The following is a 21611-nucleotide window of genomic DNA, read 5'->3' on the forward strand; positions in this document are numbered from 1 at the left end:
GGACACCGGTTCTACATGTAAGTTGCGAGGCATTCCCAACAATATCTTGCCGCCATGGCGATATTAAGGAGGTTTTTTTCGGGCAGGGCAAATGGTTCAACGTGATCATGTTTTGTAATATGCCGCGCGCCCCCTTTGCCACCAGCATTCCGGCCGTCCCATCATGCCGTGCACAGGGGCGCGCATCGTGGCATTTATGGCAGTACCCGCCCGGTGCCATCCTTGTTATGGATCATCCTTTGGCGGAAAGTTCGGCGCTCAGGTCCTCGATGAACTGGAACGCCACCCGGCCCGACCGGCCGCCGCGCCCCAGCGACCACGCATTGGCCTGCCGCACCAGATCGGCATCCGTGATCGGCAGGTGGCGTTCCTTCGCATAGGCCCGGACCATGGCCAGGAAGGTGTCCTGCGCGCAGTTGTGAAAGCCGATCCACAGACCGAAACGGTCGGAGAGCGAGACCTTTTCCTCCGTTGCCTCGGCGGTGTTGATGGCGGTGGAGCTTTCGTTCTCGATCATTTCGCGCGGCATCAGGTGGCGGCGGTTGGATGTGGCATAGAACAGCACATTGGCCGGCCGGCCGGCGATACCGCCATCCAGTACGGATTTCAGCGCCTTGTAGTCCGCATCCTCGCGCTCGAACGACAGGTCGTCGCAGAACACGATGAACCGGCGCGGGCTTGCGCGCAGCAGGGCCAGCAGGTCGGGCAGGGTGGACAGGTCCTCACGCTGGATCTCGACCAGCACCAGCCGCCCCTTTCCCGGTGCGGCGGGCTGGCCATCCACCAGGTTGGCCTGCGCGTGGGCGGCCTTGACCAGCGATGACTTGCCCATGCCGCGCGCGCCCCACAGCATGGCGTTGTTGGCGGGCAGGCCACTTGCGAAATGCAGCGTGTTGTCCAGCAGCAGCCTGCGCTGGCGGTCGATGCCCTGCAGCAGCCCCATGTCCACATGGGCCACATGCGGCACGGCGGTCAGGCGGCCAAGGCCGGGATGCCAGATGAAGGCATCCGCCGCGTCCAGCCCGGCAAGCGACGGGGCGGGTGGGGAAAGCCGCTCAAGGGCCGCGGCAATGCGTTCGAGAACGGGAAGGGTCGTGCTGTCCATCGTCGGTCCTGCTTTCTTTTAGCATGGCATGGCGGTGGCCGCTGCCACCGGGGGCTCCGGAGCGCGTTGGCCAGCAATGGCAGGCGAACGCCTTGACGGGAAACAGGCGAAAACTATGGTCCGCATGGCAAACCCGCAACCCGTTCAATCCCACCATTTGCCGGAAAGATAGCAATGCCTTCGATTTTCAATGATTTACTGACCACCCCCGCCCATGCGCAGGCTGCGGGCGGCGGCCTGCTCAGCGGGGATGGCATCATGGCCGTGCTGCCTTACGTGGCGATGTTCGCCATTTTCTACTTCCTGCTCATCCGCCCCCAGCAGGTCAAGCAGAAGCAGCTGCGCAGCCAGCTTGCGGCCCTGCGCCGGGGGGACCGGGTGCTGACGGCAGGCGGAATCATTGGCGTGGTGCAGAAGGTGCAGGCGGAGTCCAACGAGGTGGAAGTCGAGATCGCGCAGGGCGTGCGCGTGGCCGTGCTGCGCGATACCATAAGCTCGGTCATCACCAGTGCCGCCACCCCCGCCAATGACAGTGCCGCCAAAACGACCGACAAGAACGCCTGACCCTGCTCTTTTGTTCCCTCCATGGCACGCGCGGGGCGAACTTCCCCGGTGCTGTGCCGTTCTGGGTGGAAAGCAGGAGTGATGGTGAATGCACACGCAGCCCGGTGGCGCCCAGACCGACCAGAGCATCCGGCACAGGCCAGTCATACGGGGGCGTGCCGGGCTGATCGGGGGGCTGGCCGCGCTGTCGGGCATCCTGTTCGGTCTGGATACCGGCGTCATGTCCGGCGCACTGGACCTGATCGCGCAGGAGTTCATCCTGTCGGACTTCCAGCGCGAATCCCTGGTGGCCATCATGCTGCTGGGGGCGGCCCTTGGCGTGCTGTGCGCGGCGTGGATGTCGCATGCATGGGGGCGCAAGCGCACGCTGGTGCTGACCGCCGGGCTGTTCGTGATCGGCCCGCTGCTGTGTGCCGAAGCGACATCGTTCCACATGCTGCTGTTCGCCCGCCTGCTGCTGGGGCTGGCAACGGGGGCAACCACGTTCACAACCCCCCTCTATATTGCCGAAATTGCTGATTCGGGCCGGCGTGGCGCCATGATCCTGGGCTACCAGCTCATGATTTCATGCGGGCTGCTGGCGGCTTTCGTATCCGACGGGCTGTTCTCCTATTTCGGGGTGTGGCGGTGGATGCTGGGCATTGTCGGCTTTCCGGGGCTGGTGTTCATGATGGGGGTGCTGTTCCTGCCCCCCAGCCCGCGCTGGCTGCTGGCGCAGGGGCGCGAGCGTGATGCGCGGCGCGTGCTGATCGAGCTGCGCGGCCTGCCGCGCATGGTCATGGCCGAACGCAATGCCATCATGGCCCGGCTCTCGGCGCGGCGTGACGGCATTGGCAGCTTCATGCGCGACCCCAACTGCCGCCGCGCCATGTGGCTGGCGGTGGGGCTGCAGGTGGCGCAGCAGTTCTCGGGCATCAACGCGGTGCTGTATTACGCGCCGCACCTGATCGGGCTTGCGGGATACGGGCATTACGCGCAGGTCTGGGGGCCGGTGGGGGTGGGGGTGATCAACCTGCTTTCCACCTGTGTGGCCACGACCTGTGTCGACCGCGTGGGGCGCAGGCCCATGCTGGTTGCCGGGTTCGCCGTCATGGCGCTGGCCATGGGGGGGCAGGCCCTGATGGTGGCGGGCGGCATTCCGGTCATGCCGGGCATGCGGCTGCTCATGGGTGGGTTCATGCTGCTGTTCGTTGCCGCGTTCGCGTTTTCGGCCGGGCCGCTGGCGTGGCTGCTCTGTGCCGAGATCCTGCCCCTGCGCGGGCGGGAATTCGGCATGGCATGCTCCACCTGCGCCAACTGGATTGCCAACATGCTGGTCAGCGCCACGTTCCTGACGGGGCTGGAACTGCTGGGGGCGGACAGGGTGCTGTGGATCTATGCGGGGCTGAATGCGCTGTTCCTGCTCATGGTGGTGCTGCGCGTGCCCGAAACCCGGGGCATGACGCTGGAACAGATCGAGGCGGAACTCATGCGCGGCACGCCGCTGCGCACGCTGGGGGGGCAGGGACATTCCTGACCGGGGGGCGCACCGGGCGGAAGGATGCAAAAAACCCGGCGCATGGCCGGGTTTTTCGTGGTCTGGCCGGTAACGGGCCGGATCAGGCGGACTGGAGCTGCGCTTCGGCGAACTCGTAGTTGGCCAGCTTGTCCAGGTAGTTGACGATGTAGTCGGGGCGACGGTTGCGGAAATCGAGGTAGTAGGAATGCTCCCACACATCGAGACCCAGCAGCACCTTGCCCTGGCCTTCGGCCAGCGGGTTGGAGCCGTTGGCGGTCTTGGTCACCTTCAGCTTGCCATCGGAACCCAGCACCAGCCATGCCCAGCCGGAGCCGAACTGCGATGCGGCGGCGGCCTTGAAGTCGGCCTTGAACTTCTCGATGCTGCCGAAATCCTCGATCAGCTTCCTGTTCAGCGAGTCGGGGATCGCCCCGCCCGACGGTGCCAGGTTCTGCCAGAACAGGATATGGTTCCAGTGCTGTCCCGCATTGTTGAACACGGGGGCCAGGTCAGGCTTGCCCTTGACCATGAGGATGATTTCCTCAAGCGACTTGCCCTGCAGTTCCGGCTTGGATTCGACAAACCCGTTCAGGGCCGTCACATAGGCCTGATGGTGCTTGTCATGATGCAGCTCCAGCGTTTCCTGGCACATGCCACGGTTGGCAAGGGCATTGTAGGCGAAGGGAAGGGACGGCAATTCAAAAGCCATGAACATTCTCCTGGGAATTGCAAGGGGCGGCCGGCAGCCGCCATACCAAGATTGCTATGGGGGCGGAGCGGGTGCGTCAAGTGACGGACACATGAACACCGCCATCCCATGCCACCCGGTGCAAACGCCATGATGGACCGGATGGATGCATGCCAATCAGGCGGCACGGCCCTCTCGCTCATGCACGCCGCCCGCAAGGCGGACCCGGACCGCTTCTTCTGCGCGCTGTTCCTGCCGGCCGCCGCGCGTCATGCCGCCATGGTGCTGATTGCCTTCAATCATGAGTGCACGCGCGCGCTGGCGCTGCCTGCATCGTGGTCGGTGGCGGGGCCGATGGCGGGGCTGATCCGGCTGCAATGGTGGCGGGATGTTCTGGAAGGTGGCAACGCCCGGCGGGTTGAACTGGCGGCCAGCGTGCTTGACCTGCTGGCGCGCGGCGCGGTGCGGCGCGGGACACTGGTGGCGATGATCGAGGCACGGGAATGTGAACTTGAGGGCCTGCCGGACAGCGCTGCATGGCAGGCTTCCATGCTGGATGGCGCGGGCGGCATGCAGGTGGCCATGGCGCAGGCGGCGGGCATTGCGGATGCGGGCGTGCTGGCGCGCGTGCGCCTGCTGGGCGGGGTGTACGGTGTGGGCGCACTGGTGCGCTACCTGCCCGCCGTGCTGGCGGCCGGGCGCTGCCCGTTGCCCGATGACGCGCTGGCCATGGCCGGGCTTACGCGCGACGGGCTGCGGACGGGGCGGCCCACGCCCACCCAGATCGCGGCCCTGCGTGCCATGCTGCGCCAGCAGGGCCGGGACTGGCTGGACCGGGCGCGGGCAGGTGGCCGCCTGCCGCGCCCCGCGCTGGCCGCAAGCCTGCCCGCGGTGCTGGGGCTGCGTGACATGCGTGAAGGCCCGGCGGCCCCCCACGCCCTGCCGCGTGGCATGGGGGACCGGCTGGCCGTGATCATGGCACGGCTGCGCGGGCGGATTTAGGGGGTGTTGGCCACCAGGCTTTCCATGACCGCGAACAGGGCGGAATAATCCTCGTCCGGGTGGCGGCGGCGGGTGAGCGACAGGCTCTGGGTCGCGGCGGCCATGGCGGGCAGGGGGGCCGTCTGGCGCGCCGCGCTGGTCAGCAGCAGGCGCATGTCCTTCTGCATGAGCCGGGCAGGGAACTGCGGGCTGAAATCCCCCGCCTTCGCCGCCTTGAGCTTGCGCTTGTGGTGGGGCGAGATGACCGGCACCTCGTCCAGCGCATCGAACAGCATGCCCCGCTCCAGCCCGGTGGCCAGACCGTAGGCAACACCTTCCGCCACCACCGCCAGTGTCGATCCCATGATGCCGTTGATCACCAGCTTGAGCTTCGTGCCGCACCCTGCCGGGCCTGCATGGATGGTCAGGCGGCCAATGGTGTCAAAAACCTTCTGCACACGGGCAATGGCCTCGGCCGTCCCGCCCGCCAGCACGATCAGGTTGCCCGCTTCCGCCTCCGGCGTGCTGCCCGCCACGGGGGCGTCGATCACATACAGGCCGCGTGCCGTGCCTTCCGCATCCAGTGCCTCGGCGGTTTCGGGGGCGATGGTGCTGGTGTTGATCAGCACGCCCCCCGCCTTCAGCCCCGCCAGTACGCCCTCCGGGCCATGCAGCGTCCCGGCCAGCGCCTCGTCATCGGGCACGGATACCAGCACGATATCGGCTTCCGCCGCCAGCGCGCGGGCGGTGGGCAGGAAGCGCGTGCTGCCATCCCCCCCCTTGCCCGATGGGGTATAGGCGGCAATCCGGTAGCCCGCCTTGGTCAGGTTGGCCCCCATGCGGGACGCCATGGCCCCGAAGCCGACAAATCCGATCAGGGGTGCGGTAGACATGCGTGTTTCTCCTGCCAGGTTTCAGTCATGGCCATCCGGGCCATGTGCATGATGTGGGCGCCAGCATGCATGACGACAGGCCGCGCTGTCACCCTGGCGGGATGGCTCGCATAAAGATGATGGCGGCGGAAGGCGGGGTGGTGTGGCATCAGGTGGCGACAGCCTGTCCGTAACGGGAAGGAGACATGATGCGCAGCCTGCGTTTTTTTGATGATCTTGCACACGGCCTTGCCAACAGGCCGCCCATCACGCTGGGCGTGGTCTATCCCTGCAGCCTGCCCGCCCTGCACGCGGTGGCCGGGATTGTCCGGCAGGGGCTGGCCGTGCCCTTCCTGATCGGGCCGGTGGCCGAGATCCGCCAGCTTGCGGCTTCCGCCAGCATTTCGCTTGAGGGCTGCCAGATGGTGGACGTGCCCACCCCGCAGGAGGCGGCCCGCACGGGCGTGGCCATGGCGCATGAAGGCCGGATCGCGGCGCTGATGAAGGGATCGCTGCATTCGCGCATCTTCCTTCATGAATTGGGCCATCACGAGGGCGGGCTGCGCACGGCGCGGCGGATGAGCCATGTCTATGTGCTGGATGCGCCGCAGGCCCCGCGCGTGCTGCTGGTCAGTGACGGGGCGGTCAACATCGCCCCGGACCTGGGTACGCGGTGCGACATCGTGCAGAACAGCATCGACCTTGCGCACATGCTGGGCATCGGGCGGCCACGGGTGGCGCTGCTTTCTGCCGTGGAGGTGGTCAACCCCGACCTGCCCTCCACGCTGGATGCGGCGGTCATGTGCAAGATGGCCGAACGTGGCCAGATTACCGGCGGCGTGGTGGACGGGCCGCTGGCGCTGGACAACGCGATCAGTCCCGAAGCCGCGCGGTGCAAGGGTGTTACCTCTCCCGTCGCGGGACTGGCGGACATACTGGTGGTACCGGATCTGGAGGCGGGCAATATCCTGGCCAAGCAGATGACCTTCATCGGGCAGGCGCGCGCGGCGGGCATTGTCATGGGCATGCGCGTCCCGGTCATCCTGACCAGCCGGGCCGACCCGGTGCCGGTGCGCGTGCTGTCATGCATGGTGGCGGCGGCCATGATCGGGCAGGGTTACGGGGGGAATCCGGTTGCCCCCGTGGCCCCGCGCGGATGACGGCGGGCCATGATGGGTGTAAGCAGGGGCCGCGCCCGCTCGCGGGATGTTGTCCATGCGGGCCGTCGCCGCTTTTGGGGCGGCCGGTGCGCTCTTGCAGCGCGGTTCCAGCCATGCGGTGGGGCGGAGGGCTGTGTTCCTCGCGCAGAGATGATGCCGTGGCCTGCCCCACATGGTGGCAAGGAAAGGGCTGACAGAGTGTACCGGCCATGTGGCGCGCGCCATGGGGGCCGGGGTGCCGGTCAGGCCGGTACCAGACCATGAACGTGCAATCAGGCCGGGTTCCCCGCGCCGCCGGGTGGCTGCCCGGTCAAGCCGATGACCAGCCACGCAGCGGGTTTCCGATGCCGATCCGGAGAATGCCATGACCTCGACTTCCCCTTCCGCCGCCTCCACCTACGATGTGGTCCTGATTGGTGGCGGAATTATGAGTGCCACGCTGGGCGCCATGCTGCGCCAGCTTGAGCCGGGCCTGTCCATCGCGCTGTTCGGGCGGCTGGATGACGTGGCGCTGGAAAGTTCCAATGGCTGGAACAACGCGGGCACGGGCCATTCCGCCCTGTGCGAACTGAACTACACCCCGCTGCGCCCCGACGGAACCGTTGACATCTCCAAGGCCGTGAACGTGAACGAGGCCTTTCAGGTTTCACGCCAGTTCTGGTCCTATCTGGTGGAGACGGGGCAGATCCCCAGCCCGCGTGATTTCCTGACCCCCGTCCCGCATATGAGCTTTGTATGGGGTGCCGAAAACGTGGATTTCCTGAAGCGGCGCTATGCGGCCCTGCAGCAGCATCCGCTGTTTGAGGGTATGTCGCTTTCCTCTGACGGGGCACAGCTGCGCCAGTGGATGCCGCTGGTCATGGAAGACCGCGCGCCCGGCCAGAAGCTTGCCGCCACCTGGCACCCGGCGGGGACGGACGTGAATTTCGGTGCGCTGACCCACCGCCTGGTTGACCTGCTGCGTGGCAGGCCGGGGTTCGAGCTGAACCTGGGGCAGGAGGTGGAAGACCTCAAGCCCGCGGGCAATAACGAATGGGATATATCGGTCCGGGCCATGCATGGCGGGGCGGAACGCCGGGTGCGCGCCAAATTCGTGTTCGTGGGCGCGGGCGGTGGCGCGCTGCACCTGCTGCAGAAAAGCGGCATACCGGAGGCGCGCGGCATTGGCGGCTTCCCCGTAAGCGGGCAGTTCCTGCGCTGCACCAACCCCGAGATCGTGGCCCGGCACCAGGCCAAGGTGTATGGCAAGGCATCGGTGGGGGCGCCGCCGATGTCGGTGCCGCATCTGGACACGCGCGTGATCGATGGCCAGCGTGGGCTGCTGTTCGGGCCTTATGCCGGGTTCTCCACCAAGTTCCTCAAGCAGGGGTCGTGGCTGGACCTGCCGCGTTCCATCCGCATGGACAATATCGGCGCCATGATGGCCGTGGGCCGCGATAACATGCCGCTGACCAAATACCTGATCCAGCAGGTGCTCCAGTCCAGCGAGGACCGGCTTAGGGCCCTGCGTGACTTCGTGCCCACCGCGCGCAAGGAGGACTGGGAACTGATTACCGCAGGCCAGCGCGTGCAGGTGATCAAGAAGGACCCCGTGCGCGGCGGCGTGCTGCAGTTCGGCACCGAGGTGGTGACAGGGGCCGGTGGGTCGATTGCGGGCCTGCTGGGGGCATCCCCCGGTGCGTCCACGGCGGCGCCGATCATGCTGACGGTCCTGCAGCGCTGCTTTGGCGCCCGCCTGCCGCAGTGGGAGGCCCGTCTGCGGGAGATGATCCCCTCCTACGGTGTCAAGCTGGGGCAGGATGCGGCCCTGTGCGCGCAGGTGCGCGCGCGCACCCGAACCGCCCTGCAGCTGGACGGCTGAACCCCGTATTAAAAAACCCCGCCCCGCATGGGGCGGGGCGGGGCCTGTGTCCGGGACAGGGCGTTTCCCGGTTCAGTCCTCGTCGTGCTCGCTCATCTGGTCGGCCGGGTGGCGCACGGGGGGGGCGGTGTTGCGCGGTGCGCGGCTTTCGATATGGCGGCGCATGAAGTTGGCCGAAATATCGGCCAGTTCAATGAACTGGTCGGCCTGCCGGCGCAGTTCATCACCGATCAGCGGCGGCGTGGTCTTGATCGAACCGACAACGGTGGTGCGCACGCCCTGGCGCTGGACGGATTCCAGCAGGCGGCGAAAATCCGAATCCCCGCTGAACAGCACAGCATGGTCGATATGCGGCGCCATTTCCATCATGTCCACCGTCAGTTCCACGTCCATGTTGCCCCGCACGCGGCGGCGGCCATTATGGTCTATGAATTCGCGCGCGTTCTTGGTGACAAGCGTGTAGCCATTATAGACAAGCCAGTCCGTAAGGGGTTTGAGGGGTGAATATTCCTCGGTATCCAGTACGGCGGAATAGTAATAGGCACGCAGGACATTTGACTTGGCGCGAAAGAACTGCAGCAGCTTGCGATAATCGACCTCAAAACCAAGATTGCGGGATGCGGAGTACAGGCTGGTGCCGTCTATAAAAAGACAAAGCCGCTCCTGAGGTTGAAAAAACATTTATGATCTGTCCCTGAAACAAGAAAGTGAATATGTCATGACCGGGTTAAATTCAGGCTTGGCATGTATTTTGTATCGAGGTGTAAAGTCGTCTTGCAGCAATGATCCTTGATATGCAGAAACCCTGGCCCGACAGGAAGTTCCCCATGGGCAGGGATTACTAACCGACACGAAGCCGCCGGAATACAGTTTTCACATGACAATGCCGCAATATGCTGCCCCGGCAGACGATATAACAATTGCCGTAGGCGCCAACCTGCCACGCGAAAGTGGTGAAACTGCGGCCATGACCTGCCGGTGGGCGGTGCGCCAGCTTGCGCGCCTGCCCGGCCTGCGCGTGGCCGCGGTCTCACGATGGTATGAAAGCGCGCCGGTGCCCCCTTCGGGGCAGCCCCCTTACGTGAACGGAGTCGTGCGGCTGTCCGGCCGGGTGGACCCGGCCTGGCTGCTGGCACGGCTGCACGCGATCGAGGCCGAAGCCGGCCGCAGGCGCACCGTCCGCAACGCCGCCCGCCCGCTTGATCTGGACATCATCACCATGGGTGATCTGGTGCGCGCGGCACCCGACCCCGTCCTGCCGCACCCGCGCGCCACCGCGCGGGCGTTCGTGCTGCTGCCGCTGCGCGATGTCATGCCCGAATGGCGTGACCCCGTAAGCGGGCAGGGGCTTGATGCCTTCCTGCCCGGCGTTGCGGGGCAGGAGATTGCCCCCATGGCCGATGCCGACTGAAATGCTTGCGCCGGGACAGGGCAGCGGGTAATAAGGTAAATTCTGATCAACACAACCAATTAACAACCGGAGTTCAGGCCTGATGGCACGCGTCACTGTCGAGGACTGCGTTGAGCGGGTTCCCAATCGTTTTGAACTGGTGCTGCTGGCGGCCCAGCGCGCACGCGCCCTGTCGCGTGGCGAGGAAATGACGATCGACCGCGATAACGACAAGAACCCCGTCGTCGCCCTGCGCGAGATTGCCGACCAGACCGTGGGGCTGGAGCAGATCCGCAGCGACCTTATCCGTTCGCTGGCGCGCGCGCCCGAACCCGAACCCGCGGATGAGGAAGTGGCCGACCTGATCCCGACCGAACACAACATCTTCGGCCTGCAGGATGTCTCGGCCGAGGAAGAGGCGCGTCATGCCGGCGGCGGCATGTCCGCCGAGGAACTGGAAGCCTCGGTCGAGGCCGCCCTGAGCGGACGGGGCCGGTAATATCTGACGAAGGGGTGGAAGGTGACTGACCCGGTCAGATCGGAAACGCCATCTTCCTCCATGCCCGTGCCCGTCACGGGCGGCGTGGCCGCGGATGCGGCCAGCCTTCCCGCCATGGCGGGGGGAGGGGAGCGCGTGATATCGTGCGAGGGACTGATCCGTCGCATTCACGCCTATGACCCCACGGCCGATGCGGACCTGATCCGCCGGGCCTTTGCCGTGGCCCAGGCCGCCCATGCCGGGCAGGCACGCGACAACGGCGATCCCTACATCACCCATCCGCTGGCGGTCGCCAACATACTGGCGGGATTCCATCTCGATACCGCCTCGATCATCACCGCGCTGCTGCATGACACGATCGAGGATACGGGGGTTACGCAGAAGGAACTGCGTGAGCAGTTTGGCGACACCGTGGCCGAACTGGTGGATGGCGTCACCAAGCTGACCCGGCTGGAACTGCAGTCCGACCGGACCAAGCAGGCGGAAAACTTCCGCAAGCTGGTGCTGGCCATGTCACGCGACATCCGCGTGCTGCTGGTCAAGCTGGCGGACCGGCTGCACAACATGCGCACGCTGCATTACGTGCAGCGGCTGGACCGCCGCCAGCGCATCGCGCGTGAAACGATGGAGATCTACGCCCCCCTTGCCGGCCGTATCGGCATGGACAAGGTGAAGGTGGAACTCCAGAACCTGTCGTTCGCGGCCCTTGAGCCCGAGGCGATGGCCACCATCCGCGCCCGCCTGAACTACCTGCGCGGGCAGGGGGCGGACGTGATCGAGGAGATCCGCCGGGAGCTTCAGGCCCTGTGCGCGCAGGCGGGGCTGGAGGGCGTGGAGGTGACGGGGCGGGAGAAGACGCCCTATTCCATCTGGGAGAAGATGCAGCGGCGCAACGTCGCCTTCGAGCAGTTGTCCGACATCATGGCGTTCCGTATCCTCGTGCCCTCGCGGGAGGCCTGCTATGTGGCGCTGGGCGCGGTGCATGCCGCCTATCCGGTCATTGCCGGGCGGTTCAAGGACTATATCTCCACCCCCAAGGCCAACGGCTACCAGAGCCTGCATACGGGTGTGACCCTGCGCCACCCGCGCAACCAGAAGATCGAGGTGCAGATCCGCACGCCGGAAATGCATGACGTGGCCGAAAACGGCGTGGCTTCGCACTGGCTGTACAAGCAGTTGCCCGATGCGGCGGGGGGCAGGGAAGCAAAGGGTGTTGTGTCCGGCCTGCGCTGGGTGCAGGACCTGCTTGACATCCTTGAGGACTCGGCCGCACCGGACGAGTTCCTGGAAAATACCAAGCTCGAACTCTATCAGGACCAGGTTTTCTGTTTCACGCCCAAGGGGCAGCTGATTTCCCTGCCGCGCGGGGCGACACCGGTGGATTTTGCCTACGCCGTGCATAGCCAGGTGGGCGATACCTGCGTGGGCGCGCGCATCAATGGCCGGCTCATGCCGCTGCGCCATGAACTGCAGAATGGCGATCAGGTCGAGATCATGACCGCGCGCGGCGGCACGCCCTCCCCATCGTGGGAGCGGTTTGTCGTGACCGGCAAGGCGCGCGCGCGCATCCGTCGGCATGTGGCGTTGCAGCAGCGTGAGGCGCATCTGGAAAGCGGGCGCGTGGCACTGGCCAAGGCCTTCCGGCAGGAAGGGGTGGACGGGTCGGAAAAGGTGCTGGAAAGCCTGCTGAAGGACCTGCGACTGCAATCGGTGGCCGACCTGTACGTAGCGGTAGGCAACGGGAACCAGTCCGCGCGTGAGGTCGTGCAGCTTGCCTATCCCGAACTGCGCCGTGCGCCGCGTGCGCCACGCATGGTGCCGGGACTGTCCATGCGCGCGCCGGGCGGCGGCGGGGCGGCCAGTGCGGCGGCCGGGCGGCGCAAACCCGCGGCGGGCATGGCGCTGGCTGGTGTGGGTGCTGGCATGGCGGTGCATTTTGCCGGGTGCTGCCACCCGCTGCCGGGGGACCGGATCGTGGGCATCGTCTCCACCGGCAAGGGCATCACGGTCCACACGCTGGGCTGCCAGACGCTGGAGACCTTTGCCGCCACCCCCGAGCGGTTCATGGACCTTGACTGGGATTACGACCTGATTGCCCGCAACGCCACCGGCACCCATACCGGGCGGCTGAGCGTGGTGACCGCCAACGAACCCGCCATGCTGGCCACGCTGACCAATATCGCCGCCAAGCACGAAGGGGTGATGGTCAACCTGCGCATCGTCAACCGCCAGCTTGAATTCATGGAGATCCTTGCCGATATCGAGGTGCGTGACCTGCGGCACCTGACCGCCATCATGGTGGCGCTGCGCGCGGCGCCCGGCGTGGTGCAGGTCGAACGGGCAAGGGGGTAGGCCATGCTGGTCGGCATCGGGTCCGATCTGTGCGATGCCCGGCGCATCGAGACGGTTCTGGCCCGCCACGGCGCACGCTTTGAGCAGCGCGTCTTTACCGCGCGTGAGCGCGCGGCGGCGCAGCGGCGGCAGGGCAACGCCCGGCTGGGTACCTATGCCAAGCGCTGGGCGGCGAAGGAAGCCTGCGCCAAGGCGCTGGGTACCGGCTTTGCCCACGGCGTGTTCCACCGGGACATGGGGGTGGAAAACCTGCCTGGTGGCCAGCCGGTCATGCGGCTGGCGGGTGGCGCGCTGGCGCGGCTGCAGGAACTGCTTCCCGCCGGGTATGAAGCCCGGATTTTCCTGACCATGACCGATGAACACCCCTACGCCTTCGCCCAGGTCATGATTACGGCGCACAGGGTGGCCACCGCCTGAACCGCGTCCCGGCCCACGGGCCGGTGCTTGACAGGTGGGGCCCGCGTGGGCTTGATCCCTCCCCGTTATTCGTCCGGCAATGCCTGTCCGGTCGATGCCAGATCCGGATAAAAGAACAGTTATGCCCATGGACGATAACAAGACGGTTTCCGCTTCCTCCCATTCCGATGCGCCGCGCCGCGAGGGCGGGATACTGGACCTGGTCCGCACGGTCGTCATTGCGGGTGTGCTGGCGGTCAGTGTGCGCACGGTGCTGTTCGAGCCCTTCAACATCCCCTCCGGCTCCATGATCCCGACGCTGCAGGTGGGGGATTATGTGTGGGTTGCCAAATACAGCTACGGCTATTCGCATTTTTCCCTGCCCGGTTCGCCCAACCTGTTCACCGGCCGGATATGGGACAGCACGCCCCATCGGGGTGATGTCGCGGTGTTCCGCTTCACCAAGGATACGTCGATCGACTACATCAAGCGCATCGTGGGCCTGCCGGGGGATACGATCCAGATGCGCGAGGGCAGGCTGTACATCAACAACCAGGAAATCCCCCGCGAGCCGGAAGGCGAATACACCGCCATAGACGAACACCGTACCCGCATGGAGGGCGACCGCTACCGCGAGATCCTGCCCGGCAGTGGCGGCCACGGGCCGGTGGCGCATGATATCCTGAAACTGACCGATGAGGGCGGCAAGAACGACACGCCGGAATATGTCGTGCCGCCGGGCTATTTCTTCGCCATGGGCGACAACCGCGACGACAGTGCCGACAGCCGCTTCATGGGCGATGAACCGCAGGATCTGGGCTTCGTGCCGATGGAGAACCTGATCGGGCAGGCCAAGTGGATCTTCATGTCCGTCGATGCGGCGCATCCCTTCTGGCAGGTCTGGTACTGGCCGGCGGAGATCCGCTGGGGCCGGCTGTTCATGGGGGTGCGCTGACCGTGGCGGAAGACCGCGTTCCCGCGGCCGAGATCAGGCGACTGGAAGCCTGTCTGGGCTATCACTTCACCCGGCCCGAACTGCTTCTGCGCGCGCTGACCCATCGTTCCGCCGCCCATGAGCGCAGTGGCAACCGCCGCACGCGCCAGAATGTGGCGACCCGGGGGGCCGGGTCCAACGAACGGCTGGAGTTCATCGGTGACCGGGTGCTGGGCCTGGTCATGGCCGAATGGCTGCTTGAGCGTTTCCCCACCGAGCAGGAGGGCGCGCTTGGTCCCCGCCACGCCCATCTCGTCTCGCGCACCGTACTGGCGGAGGTGGCGCATGCCATGGCGCTGCAGTCCGCGCTGGACGTGGCCGAGCACGAGGCCCGCGCCGGGGTGCGGCAGATGGCCAACGTGCTGGCCGATGCGGTGGAGGCCATACTGGGCGCCATCTACCTTGATGGCGGTCTGGACCCTGCGCGCGCCTTCGTGCGGCGGATGTGGCAGGACGCCATCGTGGCCCAGGCCCGCCCGCCCAAGGACCCCAAGACCGCCCTGCAGGAATGGGTGCTGGGGCGCGGCCTGCCGCTGCCGCGCTACCGCGTGGTTTCGGCCGAAGGGCCATCCCATGCGCCGCGTTTTGTCATTGCGGTGGACGCGCAGGGAAAAACCGGGCAGGGAGTGGCGGGCAGCAAGCGCGCGGCCGAAAGCGATGCCGCGGCCGACCTGCTGCGCCAGCTGGGCACGGACGGGCAGGCCGCATCTTCCACCGACCGCAGGGGGCATGGACAATGACCGGGCAGGACCACGACACCACAACCACACGCTGCGGGTTCGTAGCCATCGTCGGCGCGCCCAATGCGGGCAAGTCCACGCTGCTCAACCGCATGGCGGGTACCAAGCTGTCCATTGTCAGCCCCAAGGCGCAGACGACGCGCTTCAGGGTGCTGGGCATCCTCATGCGCCACGGCGCGCAGATCCTGCTGGTGGACACGCCGGGCATCTTCCAGCCCAGGCGCAGGCTGGACCGCGCCATGGTCGCCGCCGCCTGGACGGGTTCGGATGATGCGGACATCACGCTGCTCATCGTCGATGCACGCGCGGGCATGACCGATGCGCTGCGCGCCATTGCCGCCCGTCTGGCCGAGCAGAAGCGCAGGCTGTGGCTTGTGCTCAACAAGACCGACCTCGTGAAGCGCGACACGCTGCTGCCGCTTACGGCGGAACTGTCGGCCATCCTGCCGGTCGAACATGTGTTCATGGTCAGCGCGCGCTCGGGCGAGGGGGTGGATGACCTGCTTGACCGCCTGGCGGCGGCCCTGCCCGCGGGGCCGTATCTCTACCCCGAGGACGACCTGACCGACCTGCCCGACCGCCTGCTGGCGGCCGAACTGGTGCGCGAGCAGATCTTCCTGCAGACGCATGAGGAAGTGCCCTACGCCGCCACGGTGGAAACCGAGGCCTTCCAGGAACGTCCCGACGGGTCCGTCCGGATCGAGGTGACGGTCTATGTCGCGCGCGCCTCGCACAAGGCCATCCTGATTGGCGAGCGCGGCAGCCGGATTCGCGCCATTGGCGAAAAGGCGCGCCATGAACTGGGCCGCCTGCTGGGGCGGACATGCCATCTTTTCCTGAACGTGAAGGAGCGGGCGGGATGGGATGAGGAGCGTGCCCGCCTGCGTGCCATCGGCCTGGATGATGCGTCCTGAATCCTCAAAAGAGGGCGGGATCGGCTTGTGGGGGGGGGCATCCCTCTATATGACAGGGCATGGTCGGGCGGCCTGCCCGTCCCCAGTCCTGTTTGCCTGACCTGCGCCGAGGATCAATGACCCAGTCCGTCAAACCCCAAGCCCCGTCATCCTACAAGCGCGTCCTGCTCAAGGTATCGGGGGAGGCCCTGATGGGCAGCGGATCGTATGGTATCGATCCGGCAACCGTTGATGGCATCGCCGCCGATGTGGCCGCTGTCGCCCGCACCGGCATCGAAGTCTGCCTTGTGATCGGTGGCGGCAACATCTTCCGCGGGGTGGCGGCGGCGGCGCGGGGCATGGACCGTGCGCAGGGTGATTACGCCGGCATGCTGGCCACCGTCATCAACGCCCTGCTCATGCAGAACGCGCTGGAGCGGCACAGCATTCCCACGCGCGTGATGACCGCCATCCACATGTCCTCCATCGCCGAGCCCTATATCCGCCGCCGCGCCGTGCGGCACATGGAAAAGGGACGGGTGGTGATCTTTGCCGCCGGTACCGGCAACCCGTTCTTTACCACCGATACGGGGGCCGCCCTGCGCGCGGCCGAAATGGAGTGCAATGCCCTGTTCAAGGGCACGCAGGTTGATGGCGTGTATTCCGCCGACCCGCGCAAGGTGCCCGATGCGCAGCGTTTTGACACGCTGACCTACCGCGATGTGCTGGCCAATGACCTTAATGTCATGGATGCCGCGGCCATAAGCCTGGCGCGTGAGAACCGGCTCCCGATCGTGGTATTCAACATCCATGAGCCGAATGCCTTCTCCCGCGTCATGCAGGGGCAGGGGCGGTTCACCACCATCGTGGCGGCGGACTGAATCCGGGCTGCTTTCGGGCATGTCGCGTGTATGAAGAATTAGAAGGAGGGCCACAGTGTCTGTCGATCAGAAAAGTTTGCTGGCGGATCTGACCCGCCGTATGGACGGCGCGATTGAAAGCCTGCGCCGTGACTTCGCGGGCCTGCGTTCGGGCCGTGCCAGCCCCGCCCTGCTGGAGCCGGTGCGGGTGGAAGCCTATGGCGGTGAAGTGCCGCTGACGCAGGTCGGCTCCATTGCCGTGCCCGAAGCCCGTATGTTGACGGTGCAGGTATGGGACCGCACGCTGGTGGGCGCGGTCGAACGCGCGATCCGTGACGCGGGGCTGGGACTGAACCCGGCGGCCGATGGCCAGACCGTGCGCGTGCCCATTCCGCAGCTGACCGAAGAGCGCCGCAACGAACTGGCCCGTGCTGCCGGGAAATATGCCGAGAATGGCAGGATTGCAGTGCGCGGCGTGCGCCGTGACGGCATGGACCAGACCCGGAAACTGGAAAAGGCGGGTGACATCAGCGAGGATGATGTCAAGACATGGTCCGATGCCATCCAGAAGCTGACCGACCAGTACGTCAGGCGCGTGGACGAACTGCTGGTCGAGAAAGAGCGTGAGATCAAGCAGGTCTGATTTGATCCGTGAGCCTCATATCCATTCTGCTCCATCGTATGCGTGACTGAGGGGGGCAGCCAGCTCTTGTCGGGATCAGATCATCGTGCCACAGGCCATGCCAGCCTGCCCGGGCACGTCGCCATCATCATGGATGGGAACGGACGGTGGGCCAGCACGCGGGGCCTGCCCCTGCTGGCGGGGCACCGTGCCGGGGCGGATGCGGTGCAGCGCACCGTGCGCGCGGCCATAAGCCGTGGGGTGGGATGGGTCACGCTTTATGCCTTTTCATCTGAAAACTGGCGGCGGGCACCGGGTGAGGTCGCTGACCTGACCGGACTGCTGCGCTACTACCTGCGCCACAAGGTGGCCGAACTGTCGCGTGAGGGGGTGTGCCTGCGCTTCATCGGTGACCTGGCCCGCTTCCCCGTAGATATACAGGAAGAAGCCCGCCGGGCGGAAACGGTCACGGCGGCCAATACCCGGCTGGTGCTGGTGCTTGCGCTCTCCTATGGCGGGCGGGCCGATATCGTGCAGGCCGCCATCCGCCTGGCGCAGGCGGTGGGGCGGGGCGAGCGTGCCGCGACCGATATCGATGAGGCCACATTCGCGGGCGCGCTGCTGACGGCGGGCATGCCCGACCCGGACCTTGTGGTGCGGACCAGCGGGGAATGCCGCCTGTCCAATTTCCTGCTGTGGCAGTCGGCCTATGCCGAGCTGGTTTTCCTGGATACTCCTTGGCCGGATTTTGACGAGACGCATTTCGATACCGTGCTGAACATCTATTCACGGCGTGAAAGGCGATTCGGTGCCCGACCAGCCTGACAGAACGCCTGCCCCGCCCCCGCCGCCATCGGGCAACTGGAAGGACCTGCGTGCGCGCGTGCTGTCCGCCGCCGTGCTGGTGCCGCTTGCCGCACTCTGCGTGTGGCTGGGGGGGCTGGTCTATGGCGCGATGATCGTGCTGGCCATGGCGGGCATGGCGGCGGAATGGGCGCGCATGTTCGGCTTCGGGCTGGATGTGCGGCGTGGCCAGCTGTGTCTGGCATGGGCGGCGGCCATGGGTATTGCGGCCGTGGCCGGGCATTGGGGCGGCGCGCTGCTGGTCATGGCGGCCGGGCTTGTACTGGGGCCTGCGCTGTGGGCGGGGCAGGTGGCCATTGGTTGTGCCGGGCTGTCGCTGCTGTGGCTGCGCTACATGAGCGAGCCGGGTGCGGGGGTCGTGCTGTTCCTTGTTGCCTGTGTGGCGCTGAGTGATACCGGGGCCTATATGGCGGGCCGGCTGTTCGGCGGCCCCAAGCTTGCGCCGCGCATCTCCCCGGCCAAGACATGGTCCGGCTCCATCGGCGGGCTGTGCTGCGCCGTGGTGGCGGGCATGCCGGTCGCGGCCCTGATGCCCGGTGCCCAACCCGGTGCCCTGTGGCGTGGCGCCGTGTTCGGCGGCCTTGTGGCCATTGCGGCGCAGGTGGGGGATCTGGCGGAAAGTGCACTCAAGCGGGCGCGGGGGGTCAAGGATTCCGGCACCATCCTGCCCGGCCATGGTGGCCTGCTGGACCGTTTTGATGGCCTGCTGGTGGCGGCCCCCGTGGCGGCACTGCTTTCTTTGGGGGCAGCGGGTGGCGCCGCTTTCTGGTATGTGGGCCTGCACTGAAGCCATGGTCCCGGCCATGAACAGTTTTGGGGAATGACACAAGAATGAAAACAGTTTCCGTTCTGGGCAGCACGGGCAGCATTGGCTGTTCCACGGTGGACCTGCTGCTGCAGGCGCCCGATCAGTTCCGTACCGGCGCGCTGGTCGGTGGCCGTAATGTTGCAAGGCTGGCGGAACAGGCCCGCGCGCTGGGTGCGCGGCGCGCCGTCATTGCCGATGAAAGCCTGCTGCCGGAACTGGAAAGCCTGCTTGCGGGCAGTGGCGTGGAGACCGCCGGTGGCCGTGCCGCCGTGATCGAGGCCGCAAGCCTGCCGGTGGACTGGACCATGGCGGCCATTACCGGGGCCACCGGGCTGGAGCCGACACTGGCCGCCGTGCGCAATGGCACCCATGTGGCGCTGGCCAACAAGGAAGCGCTGGTCTGCGCGGGCGATGTGATGCTGCGGGCCGTGGAAGAGGCGGGCGCAACACTGCTTCCGGTCGATTCCGAGCATAATGCCGTGTTCCAGTCCATGGCGGACAAGCAGGTGGACCAGGTCGAGAAGATCATCCTGACAGCCTCGGGCGGCCCGTTCCGTCGTGCCACCCTGGAGGAAATGGAGAAGGCCCCGCTCGAAGCAGCCCTGAAGCACCCGACATGGAGCATGGGGGCCAAGATCACCATCGATTCCGCCACCATGTTCAACAAGGGGCTGGAACTGATCGAGGCCGCCCGCCTGTTCAACGTGACGGAAGACAGGCTGGACGTGGTCGTGCACCCGCAATCGATCGTGCACAGCATGGTGCAGTATACCGACGGTTCGGTCGTGGCCCAGCTTGGCTCGGCCGACATGCGCATTCCCATCGCCCATACGCTGGCCTGGCCCAGGCGCATGGCCACCAATTCGCCCCGCTTGGACCTGGCGGCGCTGGCGCGGCTTGATTTCGAAGCCCCGGACGAGGTCCGCTTTCCCGCGCTGCGCCTTGCGCGCGAATCCCTGCGCGCGGGTGGCGCCATGCCCGCCATCCTGTCCGGTGCCAATGAAATCGCGGTCGAGGCGTTCCTGAAGCGCGAAATCGGGTTTCTGGATATTGCACGGATCGTGGAGGATGTGATGCACTCCATCGGTGCGCAGCGGGCCGACACGCTGGAGGACGTGCTGCACTGGGATGCGGAATCCCGCCGTGTCGCGCGTCTTCGCACCGTGGCTCGCGCGGCCTGACATGATTCTGGATGGCGTTTCGGGCCATCGGGAGATAGCGTAGCGTTCATGCATGATCTGATACGGACCGTTCTGGCCTTCTCCCTTGTGCTCGGGGTGCTGGTTTTCATCCACGAACTGGGTCACTACCTTGCCGCGCGCTGGCGCGGGGTGCATGTGGAGGTGTTCTCGATCGGGTTCGGTCGTCCGCTCCTGCGCTGGCATGACAGCGTGGGCACGGAATGGCGGCTGTGCCCGGTGCCGCTGGGCGGCTATGTGCGCCCGCACGGATTCGAGGGGCCGGAAGACGCGACCGAGGAGCAGAAGGCCGCCTGGCAGCCCGGTCGTACCTTCCATGACAAGCCGGTCCTGTCGCGGGCGATCGTGATCATGGCGGGGCCGGTTTTCAATTTCCTGCTTGCCATCGTCCTGTTCACCGGGCTGTTCGCCACCGTGGGGCAGCCGCATATCCTCAATCAGGTGGCACAGGTCGTGCCCGGCAGCGCCGCCGCAGCCGCCGGGGTGGAAAAGGGTGACGTGATCCTGCGCGTGGGCGACCATGTCGTGCGCGACGTGGCCGACCTGCAGTCCTTTGTCAGCGGGCAGGCGGGCGCACAGACCACGCTTACGGTGCACCGGGGGGATGCGGATACGACGCTGCCCGTGCATATCGGCAGCGTGGCGGAGAAGGGGGGCATGCCGCACGGGCAGATCGGTGTCTCCTTCGCCATGGAAATGGGCAGTCCCAGATCGCTGCCCGCCGCGTTCGTCGCGGCGGTAAGGGAAACCTGGAACGTCTCGGTCCAGACGCTGCAGGGGCTGTGGCAGATGATTACCGGCCAGCACAGCACCAGGGATCTTGGCGGCCCGCTGCGCATTGCCCAGATGTCGGGGCAGGTGGCGCAGTACGGGCTGCCCAGCCTGGTCTCGTTCATGGCGCTGCTGTCGATCAACCTTGGCCTGATCAACCTGTTTCCGGTGCCGATTCTTGATGGGGGTCGGCTGGTATTTTATATTTTTGAGGCTATTCTGGGCCGGCCCGTTTCCCGTCGGGTGCAGGAGATCAGCTTCCAGGCCGGCTTCGCGCTTATTGCGGGGCTGTTCCTGTTTTCAACCTTTAACGATCTGTCACATTTTGGCCTGTTTCAGTGGCTCGCTTCGCGTGCCGGACAGGGGTAAGATGCACGGAGTGATACAAGTGCTTGCACACGGTGGCGTATATCGGATAGGTCCGCCACGAAAGCTGATACATGACAGGAAGGGAGCCGGCCCTCCATCCGGTCTCAATGCATGGCTGATCCGCA

General features: G+C 66.2%; 23 protein-coding genes. 18 read left to right on the top strand and 5 right to left on the bottom strand.

Annotated elements, in window-relative coordinates; translation table 11 throughout:
* Positions 1-232: 232 nt before the first annotated feature.
* Positions 233-1105 carry an ATP-binding protein gene (locus GWK63_RS03435; protein WP_007399144.1) on the bottom strand — a complete coding sequence of 291 codons (873 nt, stop codon included), beginning with the start codon at positions 1103-1105 and terminating at the stop codon, positions 233-235.
* 174 nt (positions 1106-1279) lie between these two features.
* Here GWK63_RS03435 and yajC point away from each other — a divergent pair, with 174 nt between their 5' ends.
* Both yajC and GWK63_RS03445 read left to right on the top strand, forming a co-directional pair.
* Positions 1280-1669, top strand: a complete 390-nt coding sequence (gene yajC, locus GWK63_RS03440) for a preprotein translocase subunit YajC (protein ID WP_007399146.1) — start codon at positions 1280-1282, stop codon at positions 1667-1669.
* Between the two features lie 88 nt (positions 1670-1757).
* On the top strand, positions 1758-3185 hold the full coding sequence (locus GWK63_RS03445; protein WP_110581044.1) for a sugar porter family MFS transporter: 1428 nt from the start codon (positions 1758-1760) through the stop codon (positions 3183-3185).
* An 82-nt stretch (positions 3186-3267) separates the two neighbouring features.
* On the opposite strand, the gene GWK63_RS03450 is transcribed toward GWK63_RS03445, so the two are convergent.
* Positions 3268-3876, bottom strand: coding sequence for a superoxide dismutase (locus tag GWK63_RS03450; RefSeq protein ID WP_034929349.1), 609 nt, complete (start codon positions 3874-3876; stop codon positions 3268-3270).
* A gap of 108 nt (positions 3877-3984) precedes the next feature.
* On the opposite strand from GWK63_RS03450, the gene GWK63_RS03455 reads away from it, so the two are divergent.
* Positions 3985-4857 (top strand): squalene/phytoene synthase family protein, encoded by an 873-nt coding sequence (locus tag GWK63_RS03455; RefSeq protein WP_007399149.1) that lies wholly within the window; start codon positions 3985-3987, stop codon positions 4855-4857.
* Here the strand turns inward: GWK63_RS03455 and GWK63_RS03460 are convergent.
* Positions 4854-5729: an NAD(P)-dependent oxidoreductase gene (locus GWK63_RS03460; RefSeq protein WP_007399150.1), complete on the bottom strand. Its 876-nt coding sequence runs from the start codon at positions 5727-5729 to the stop codon at positions 4854-4856. The two genes, GWK63_RS03455 and GWK63_RS03460, sit on opposite strands and share 4 nt — an antisense overlap.
* Before the next feature lie 185 nt (positions 5730-5914).
* Between GWK63_RS03460 and GWK63_RS03465 the strand changes: the two genes are divergently transcribed.
* On the top strand, positions 5915-6868 hold the full coding sequence (locus GWK63_RS03465; RefSeq protein WP_007399152.1) for a bifunctional enoyl-CoA hydratase/phosphate acetyltransferase: 954 nt from the start codon (positions 5915-5917) through the stop codon (positions 6866-6868).
* Here GWK63_RS03465 and GWK63_RS17040 read toward each other — a convergent pair.
* The gene (locus GWK63_RS17040) at positions 6791-7234 is read right to left on the bottom strand and encodes a hypothetical protein (protein WP_157998291.1); all 444 of its coding nucleotides are present in this window, start codon (positions 7232-7234) and stop codon (positions 6791-6793) included. The two genes, GWK63_RS03465 and GWK63_RS17040, sit on opposite strands and share 78 nt — an antisense overlap.
* Between GWK63_RS17040 and GWK63_RS03475 the strand changes: the two genes are divergently transcribed.
* Positions 7233-8729 carry a malate:quinone oxidoreductase gene (locus tag GWK63_RS03475; RefSeq protein WP_007399153.1) on the top strand — a complete coding sequence of 499 codons (1497 nt, stop codon included), beginning with the start codon at positions 7233-7235 and terminating at the stop codon, positions 8727-8729. The genes GWK63_RS17040 and GWK63_RS03475 overlap by 2 nt on opposite strands.
* A gap of 72 nt (positions 8730-8801) precedes the next feature.
* Here the strand turns inward: GWK63_RS03475 and GWK63_RS03480 are convergent, their stop codons facing one another.
* Positions 8802-9410: a LabA-like NYN domain-containing protein gene (locus GWK63_RS03480; RefSeq protein ID WP_007399154.1), complete on the bottom strand. Its 609-nt coding sequence runs from the start codon at positions 9408-9410 to the stop codon at positions 8802-8804.
* Between the two features lie 196 nt (positions 9411-9606).
* Between GWK63_RS03480 and folK the strand changes: the two genes are divergently transcribed.
* The 13 genes from folK to rseP all read left to right on the top strand — a co-directional run bounded on the left by folK (position 9607) and on the right by rseP (position 21486).
* Positions 9607-10140 carry a 2-amino-4-hydroxy-6-hydroxymethyldihydropteridine diphosphokinase gene (gene folK / locus GWK63_RS03485; protein WP_007399155.1) on the top strand — a complete coding sequence of 178 codons (534 nt, stop codon included), beginning with the start codon at positions 9607-9609 and terminating at the stop codon, positions 10138-10140.
* 82 nt (positions 10141-10222) lie between these two features.
* A complete protein-coding gene (gene rpoZ / locus GWK63_RS03490) occupies positions 10223-10618 on the top strand; it encodes a DNA-directed RNA polymerase subunit omega (protein ID WP_007399156.1) in 396 nt (131 codons plus the stop codon).
* 60 nt (positions 10619-10678) lie between these two features.
* Positions 10679-12970 (top strand): RelA/SpoT family protein, encoded by a 2292-nt coding sequence (locus GWK63_RS03495; protein ID WP_007399157.1) that lies wholly within the window; start codon positions 10679-10681, stop codon positions 12968-12970.
* Between the two features lie 3 nt (positions 12971-12973).
* The gene (gene acpS / locus GWK63_RS03500) at positions 12974-13387 is read left to right on the top strand and encodes a holo-ACP synthase (protein WP_112209893.1); all 414 of its coding nucleotides are present in this window, start codon (positions 12974-12976) and stop codon (positions 13385-13387) included.
* 127 nt (positions 13388-13514) lie between these two features.
* On the top strand, positions 13515-14321 hold the full coding sequence (lepB, locus tag GWK63_RS03505) for a signal peptidase I (RefSeq protein ID WP_034929354.1): 807 nt from the start codon (positions 13515-13517) through the stop codon (positions 14319-14321).
* A 2-nt stretch (positions 14322-14323) separates the two neighbouring features.
* Entirely contained in the window at positions 14324-15100 is a 777-nt protein-coding gene (rnc, locus tag GWK63_RS03510; RefSeq protein ID WP_007399160.1) for a ribonuclease III, read from the top strand.
* On the top strand, positions 15097-16014 hold the full coding sequence (era, locus tag GWK63_RS03515) for a GTPase Era (protein ID WP_007399161.1): 918 nt from the start codon (positions 15097-15099) through the stop codon (positions 16012-16014). Before rnc ends, era begins: the two co-directional genes overlap by 4 nt.
* Positions 16015-16130: 116 nt before the next feature.
* The gene (gene pyrH / locus GWK63_RS03520; RefSeq protein WP_007399163.1) at positions 16131-16874 is read left to right on the top strand and encodes a UMP kinase; all 744 of its coding nucleotides are present in this window, start codon (positions 16131-16133) and stop codon (positions 16872-16874) included.
* Between the two features lie 55 nt (positions 16875-16929).
* Positions 16930-17496: a ribosome recycling factor gene (gene frr / locus GWK63_RS03525; RefSeq protein ID WP_007399164.1), complete on the top strand. Its 567-nt coding sequence runs from the start codon at positions 16930-16932 to the stop codon at positions 17494-17496.
* A 129-nt stretch (positions 17497-17625) separates the two neighbouring features.
* The gene (uppS, locus tag GWK63_RS03530) at positions 17626-18300 is read left to right on the top strand and encodes a polyprenyl diphosphate synthase (protein ID WP_237701102.1); all 675 of its coding nucleotides are present in this window, start codon (positions 17626-17628) and stop codon (positions 18298-18300) included.
* Positions 18284-19126: a phosphatidate cytidylyltransferase gene (locus GWK63_RS03535; RefSeq protein ID WP_083824476.1), complete on the top strand. Its 843-nt coding sequence runs from the start codon at positions 18284-18286 to the stop codon at positions 19124-19126. The genes uppS and GWK63_RS03535 overlap by 17 nt, the downstream gene beginning before the upstream one ends.
* Positions 19127-19170: 44 nt before the next feature.
* Complete coding sequence (gene dxr, locus GWK63_RS03540; protein WP_039999333.1) at positions 19171-20328, top strand: 1-deoxy-D-xylulose-5-phosphate reductoisomerase; 1158 nt, start codon at positions 19171-19173, stop codon at positions 20326-20328.
* A gap of 48 nt (positions 20329-20376) precedes the next feature.
* Positions 20377-21486 carry an RIP metalloprotease RseP gene (gene rseP / locus GWK63_RS03545; RefSeq protein WP_007399168.1) on the top strand — a complete coding sequence of 370 codons (1110 nt, stop codon included), beginning with the start codon at positions 20377-20379 and terminating at the stop codon, positions 21484-21486.
* The last annotated feature ends 125 nt before the right edge of the window (positions 21487-21611 follow it).

Origin of the sequence: Komagataeibacter rhaeticus, assembly GCF_011611525.1 — a bacterium.
GTDB lineage: Bacteria > Pseudomonadota > Alphaproteobacteria > Acetobacterales > Acetobacteraceae > Komagataeibacter > Komagataeibacter rhaeticus.

Bases quoted from the DNA above. Each gene is read 5' to 3' on its own strand.
- GWK63_RS03435 (WP_007399144.1), bottom strand. From the start codon at position 1,105: ATGGACAGCACGACCCTTCCCGTTCTCGAACGCATTGCCGCGGCCCTT.
- yajC (WP_007399146.1), top strand. From the start codon at position 1,280: ATGCCTTCGATTTTCAATGATTTACTGACCACCCCCGCCCATGCGCAG.
- GWK63_RS03445 (WP_110581044.1), top strand. From the start codon at position 1,758: ATGCACACGCAGCCCGGTGGCGCCCAGACCGACCAGAGCATCCGGCAC.
- GWK63_RS03450 (WP_034929349.1), bottom strand. From the start codon at position 3,876: ATGGCTTTTGAATTGCCGTCCCTTCCCTTCGCCTACAATGCCCTTGCC.
- GWK63_RS03455 (WP_007399149.1), top strand. From the start codon at position 3,985: ATGCCACCCGGTGCAAACGCCATGATGGACCGGATGGATGCATGCCAA.
- GWK63_RS03460 (WP_007399150.1), bottom strand. From the start codon at position 5,729: ATGTCTACCGCACCCCTGATCGGATTTGTCGGCTTCGGGGCCATGGCG.
- GWK63_RS03465 (WP_007399152.1), top strand. From the start codon at position 5,915: ATGATGCGCAGCCTGCGTTTTTTTGATGATCTTGCACACGGCCTTGCC.
- GWK63_RS03475 (WP_007399153.1), top strand. From the start codon at position 7,233: ATGACCTCGACTTCCCCTTCCGCCGCCTCCACCTACGATGTGGTCCTG.
- GWK63_RS17040 (WP_157998291.1), bottom strand. From the start codon at position 7,234: ATGGCATTCTCCGGATCGGCATCGGAAACCCGCTGCGTGGCTGGTCAT.
- GWK63_RS03480 (WP_007399154.1), bottom strand. From the start codon at position 9,410: ATGTTTTTTCAACCTCAGGAGCGGCTTTGTCTTTTTATAGACGGCACC.
- folK (WP_007399155.1), top strand. From the start codon at position 9,607: ATGACAATGCCGCAATATGCTGCCCCGGCAGACGATATAACAATTGCC.
- rpoZ (WP_007399156.1), top strand. From the start codon at position 10,223: ATGGCACGCGTCACTGTCGAGGACTGCGTTGAGCGGGTTCCCAATCGT.
- GWK63_RS03495 (WP_007399157.1), top strand. From the start codon at position 10,679: ATGCCCGTGCCCGTCACGGGCGGCGTGGCCGCGGATGCGGCCAGCCTT.
- acpS (WP_112209893.1), top strand. From the start codon at position 12,974: ATGCTGGTCGGCATCGGGTCCGATCTGTGCGATGCCCGGCGCATCGAG.
- lepB (WP_034929354.1), top strand. From the start codon at position 13,515: ATGGACGATAACAAGACGGTTTCCGCTTCCTCCCATTCCGATGCGCCG.
- era (WP_007399161.1), top strand. From the start codon at position 15,097: ATGACCGGGCAGGACCACGACACCACAACCACACGCTGCGGGTTCGTA.
- pyrH (WP_007399163.1), top strand. From the start codon at position 16,131: ATGACCCAGTCCGTCAAACCCCAAGCCCCGTCATCCTACAAGCGCGTC.
- uppS (WP_237701102.1), top strand. From the start codon at position 17,626: ATGGATGGGAACGGACGGTGGGCCAGCACGCGGGGCCTGCCCCTGCTG.
- dxr (WP_039999333.1), top strand. From the start codon at position 19,171: ATGAAAACAGTTTCCGTTCTGGGCAGCACGGGCAGCATTGGCTGTTCC.
- rseP (WP_007399168.1), top strand. From the start codon at position 20,377: ATGCATGATCTGATACGGACCGTTCTGGCCTTCTCCCTTGTGCTCGGG.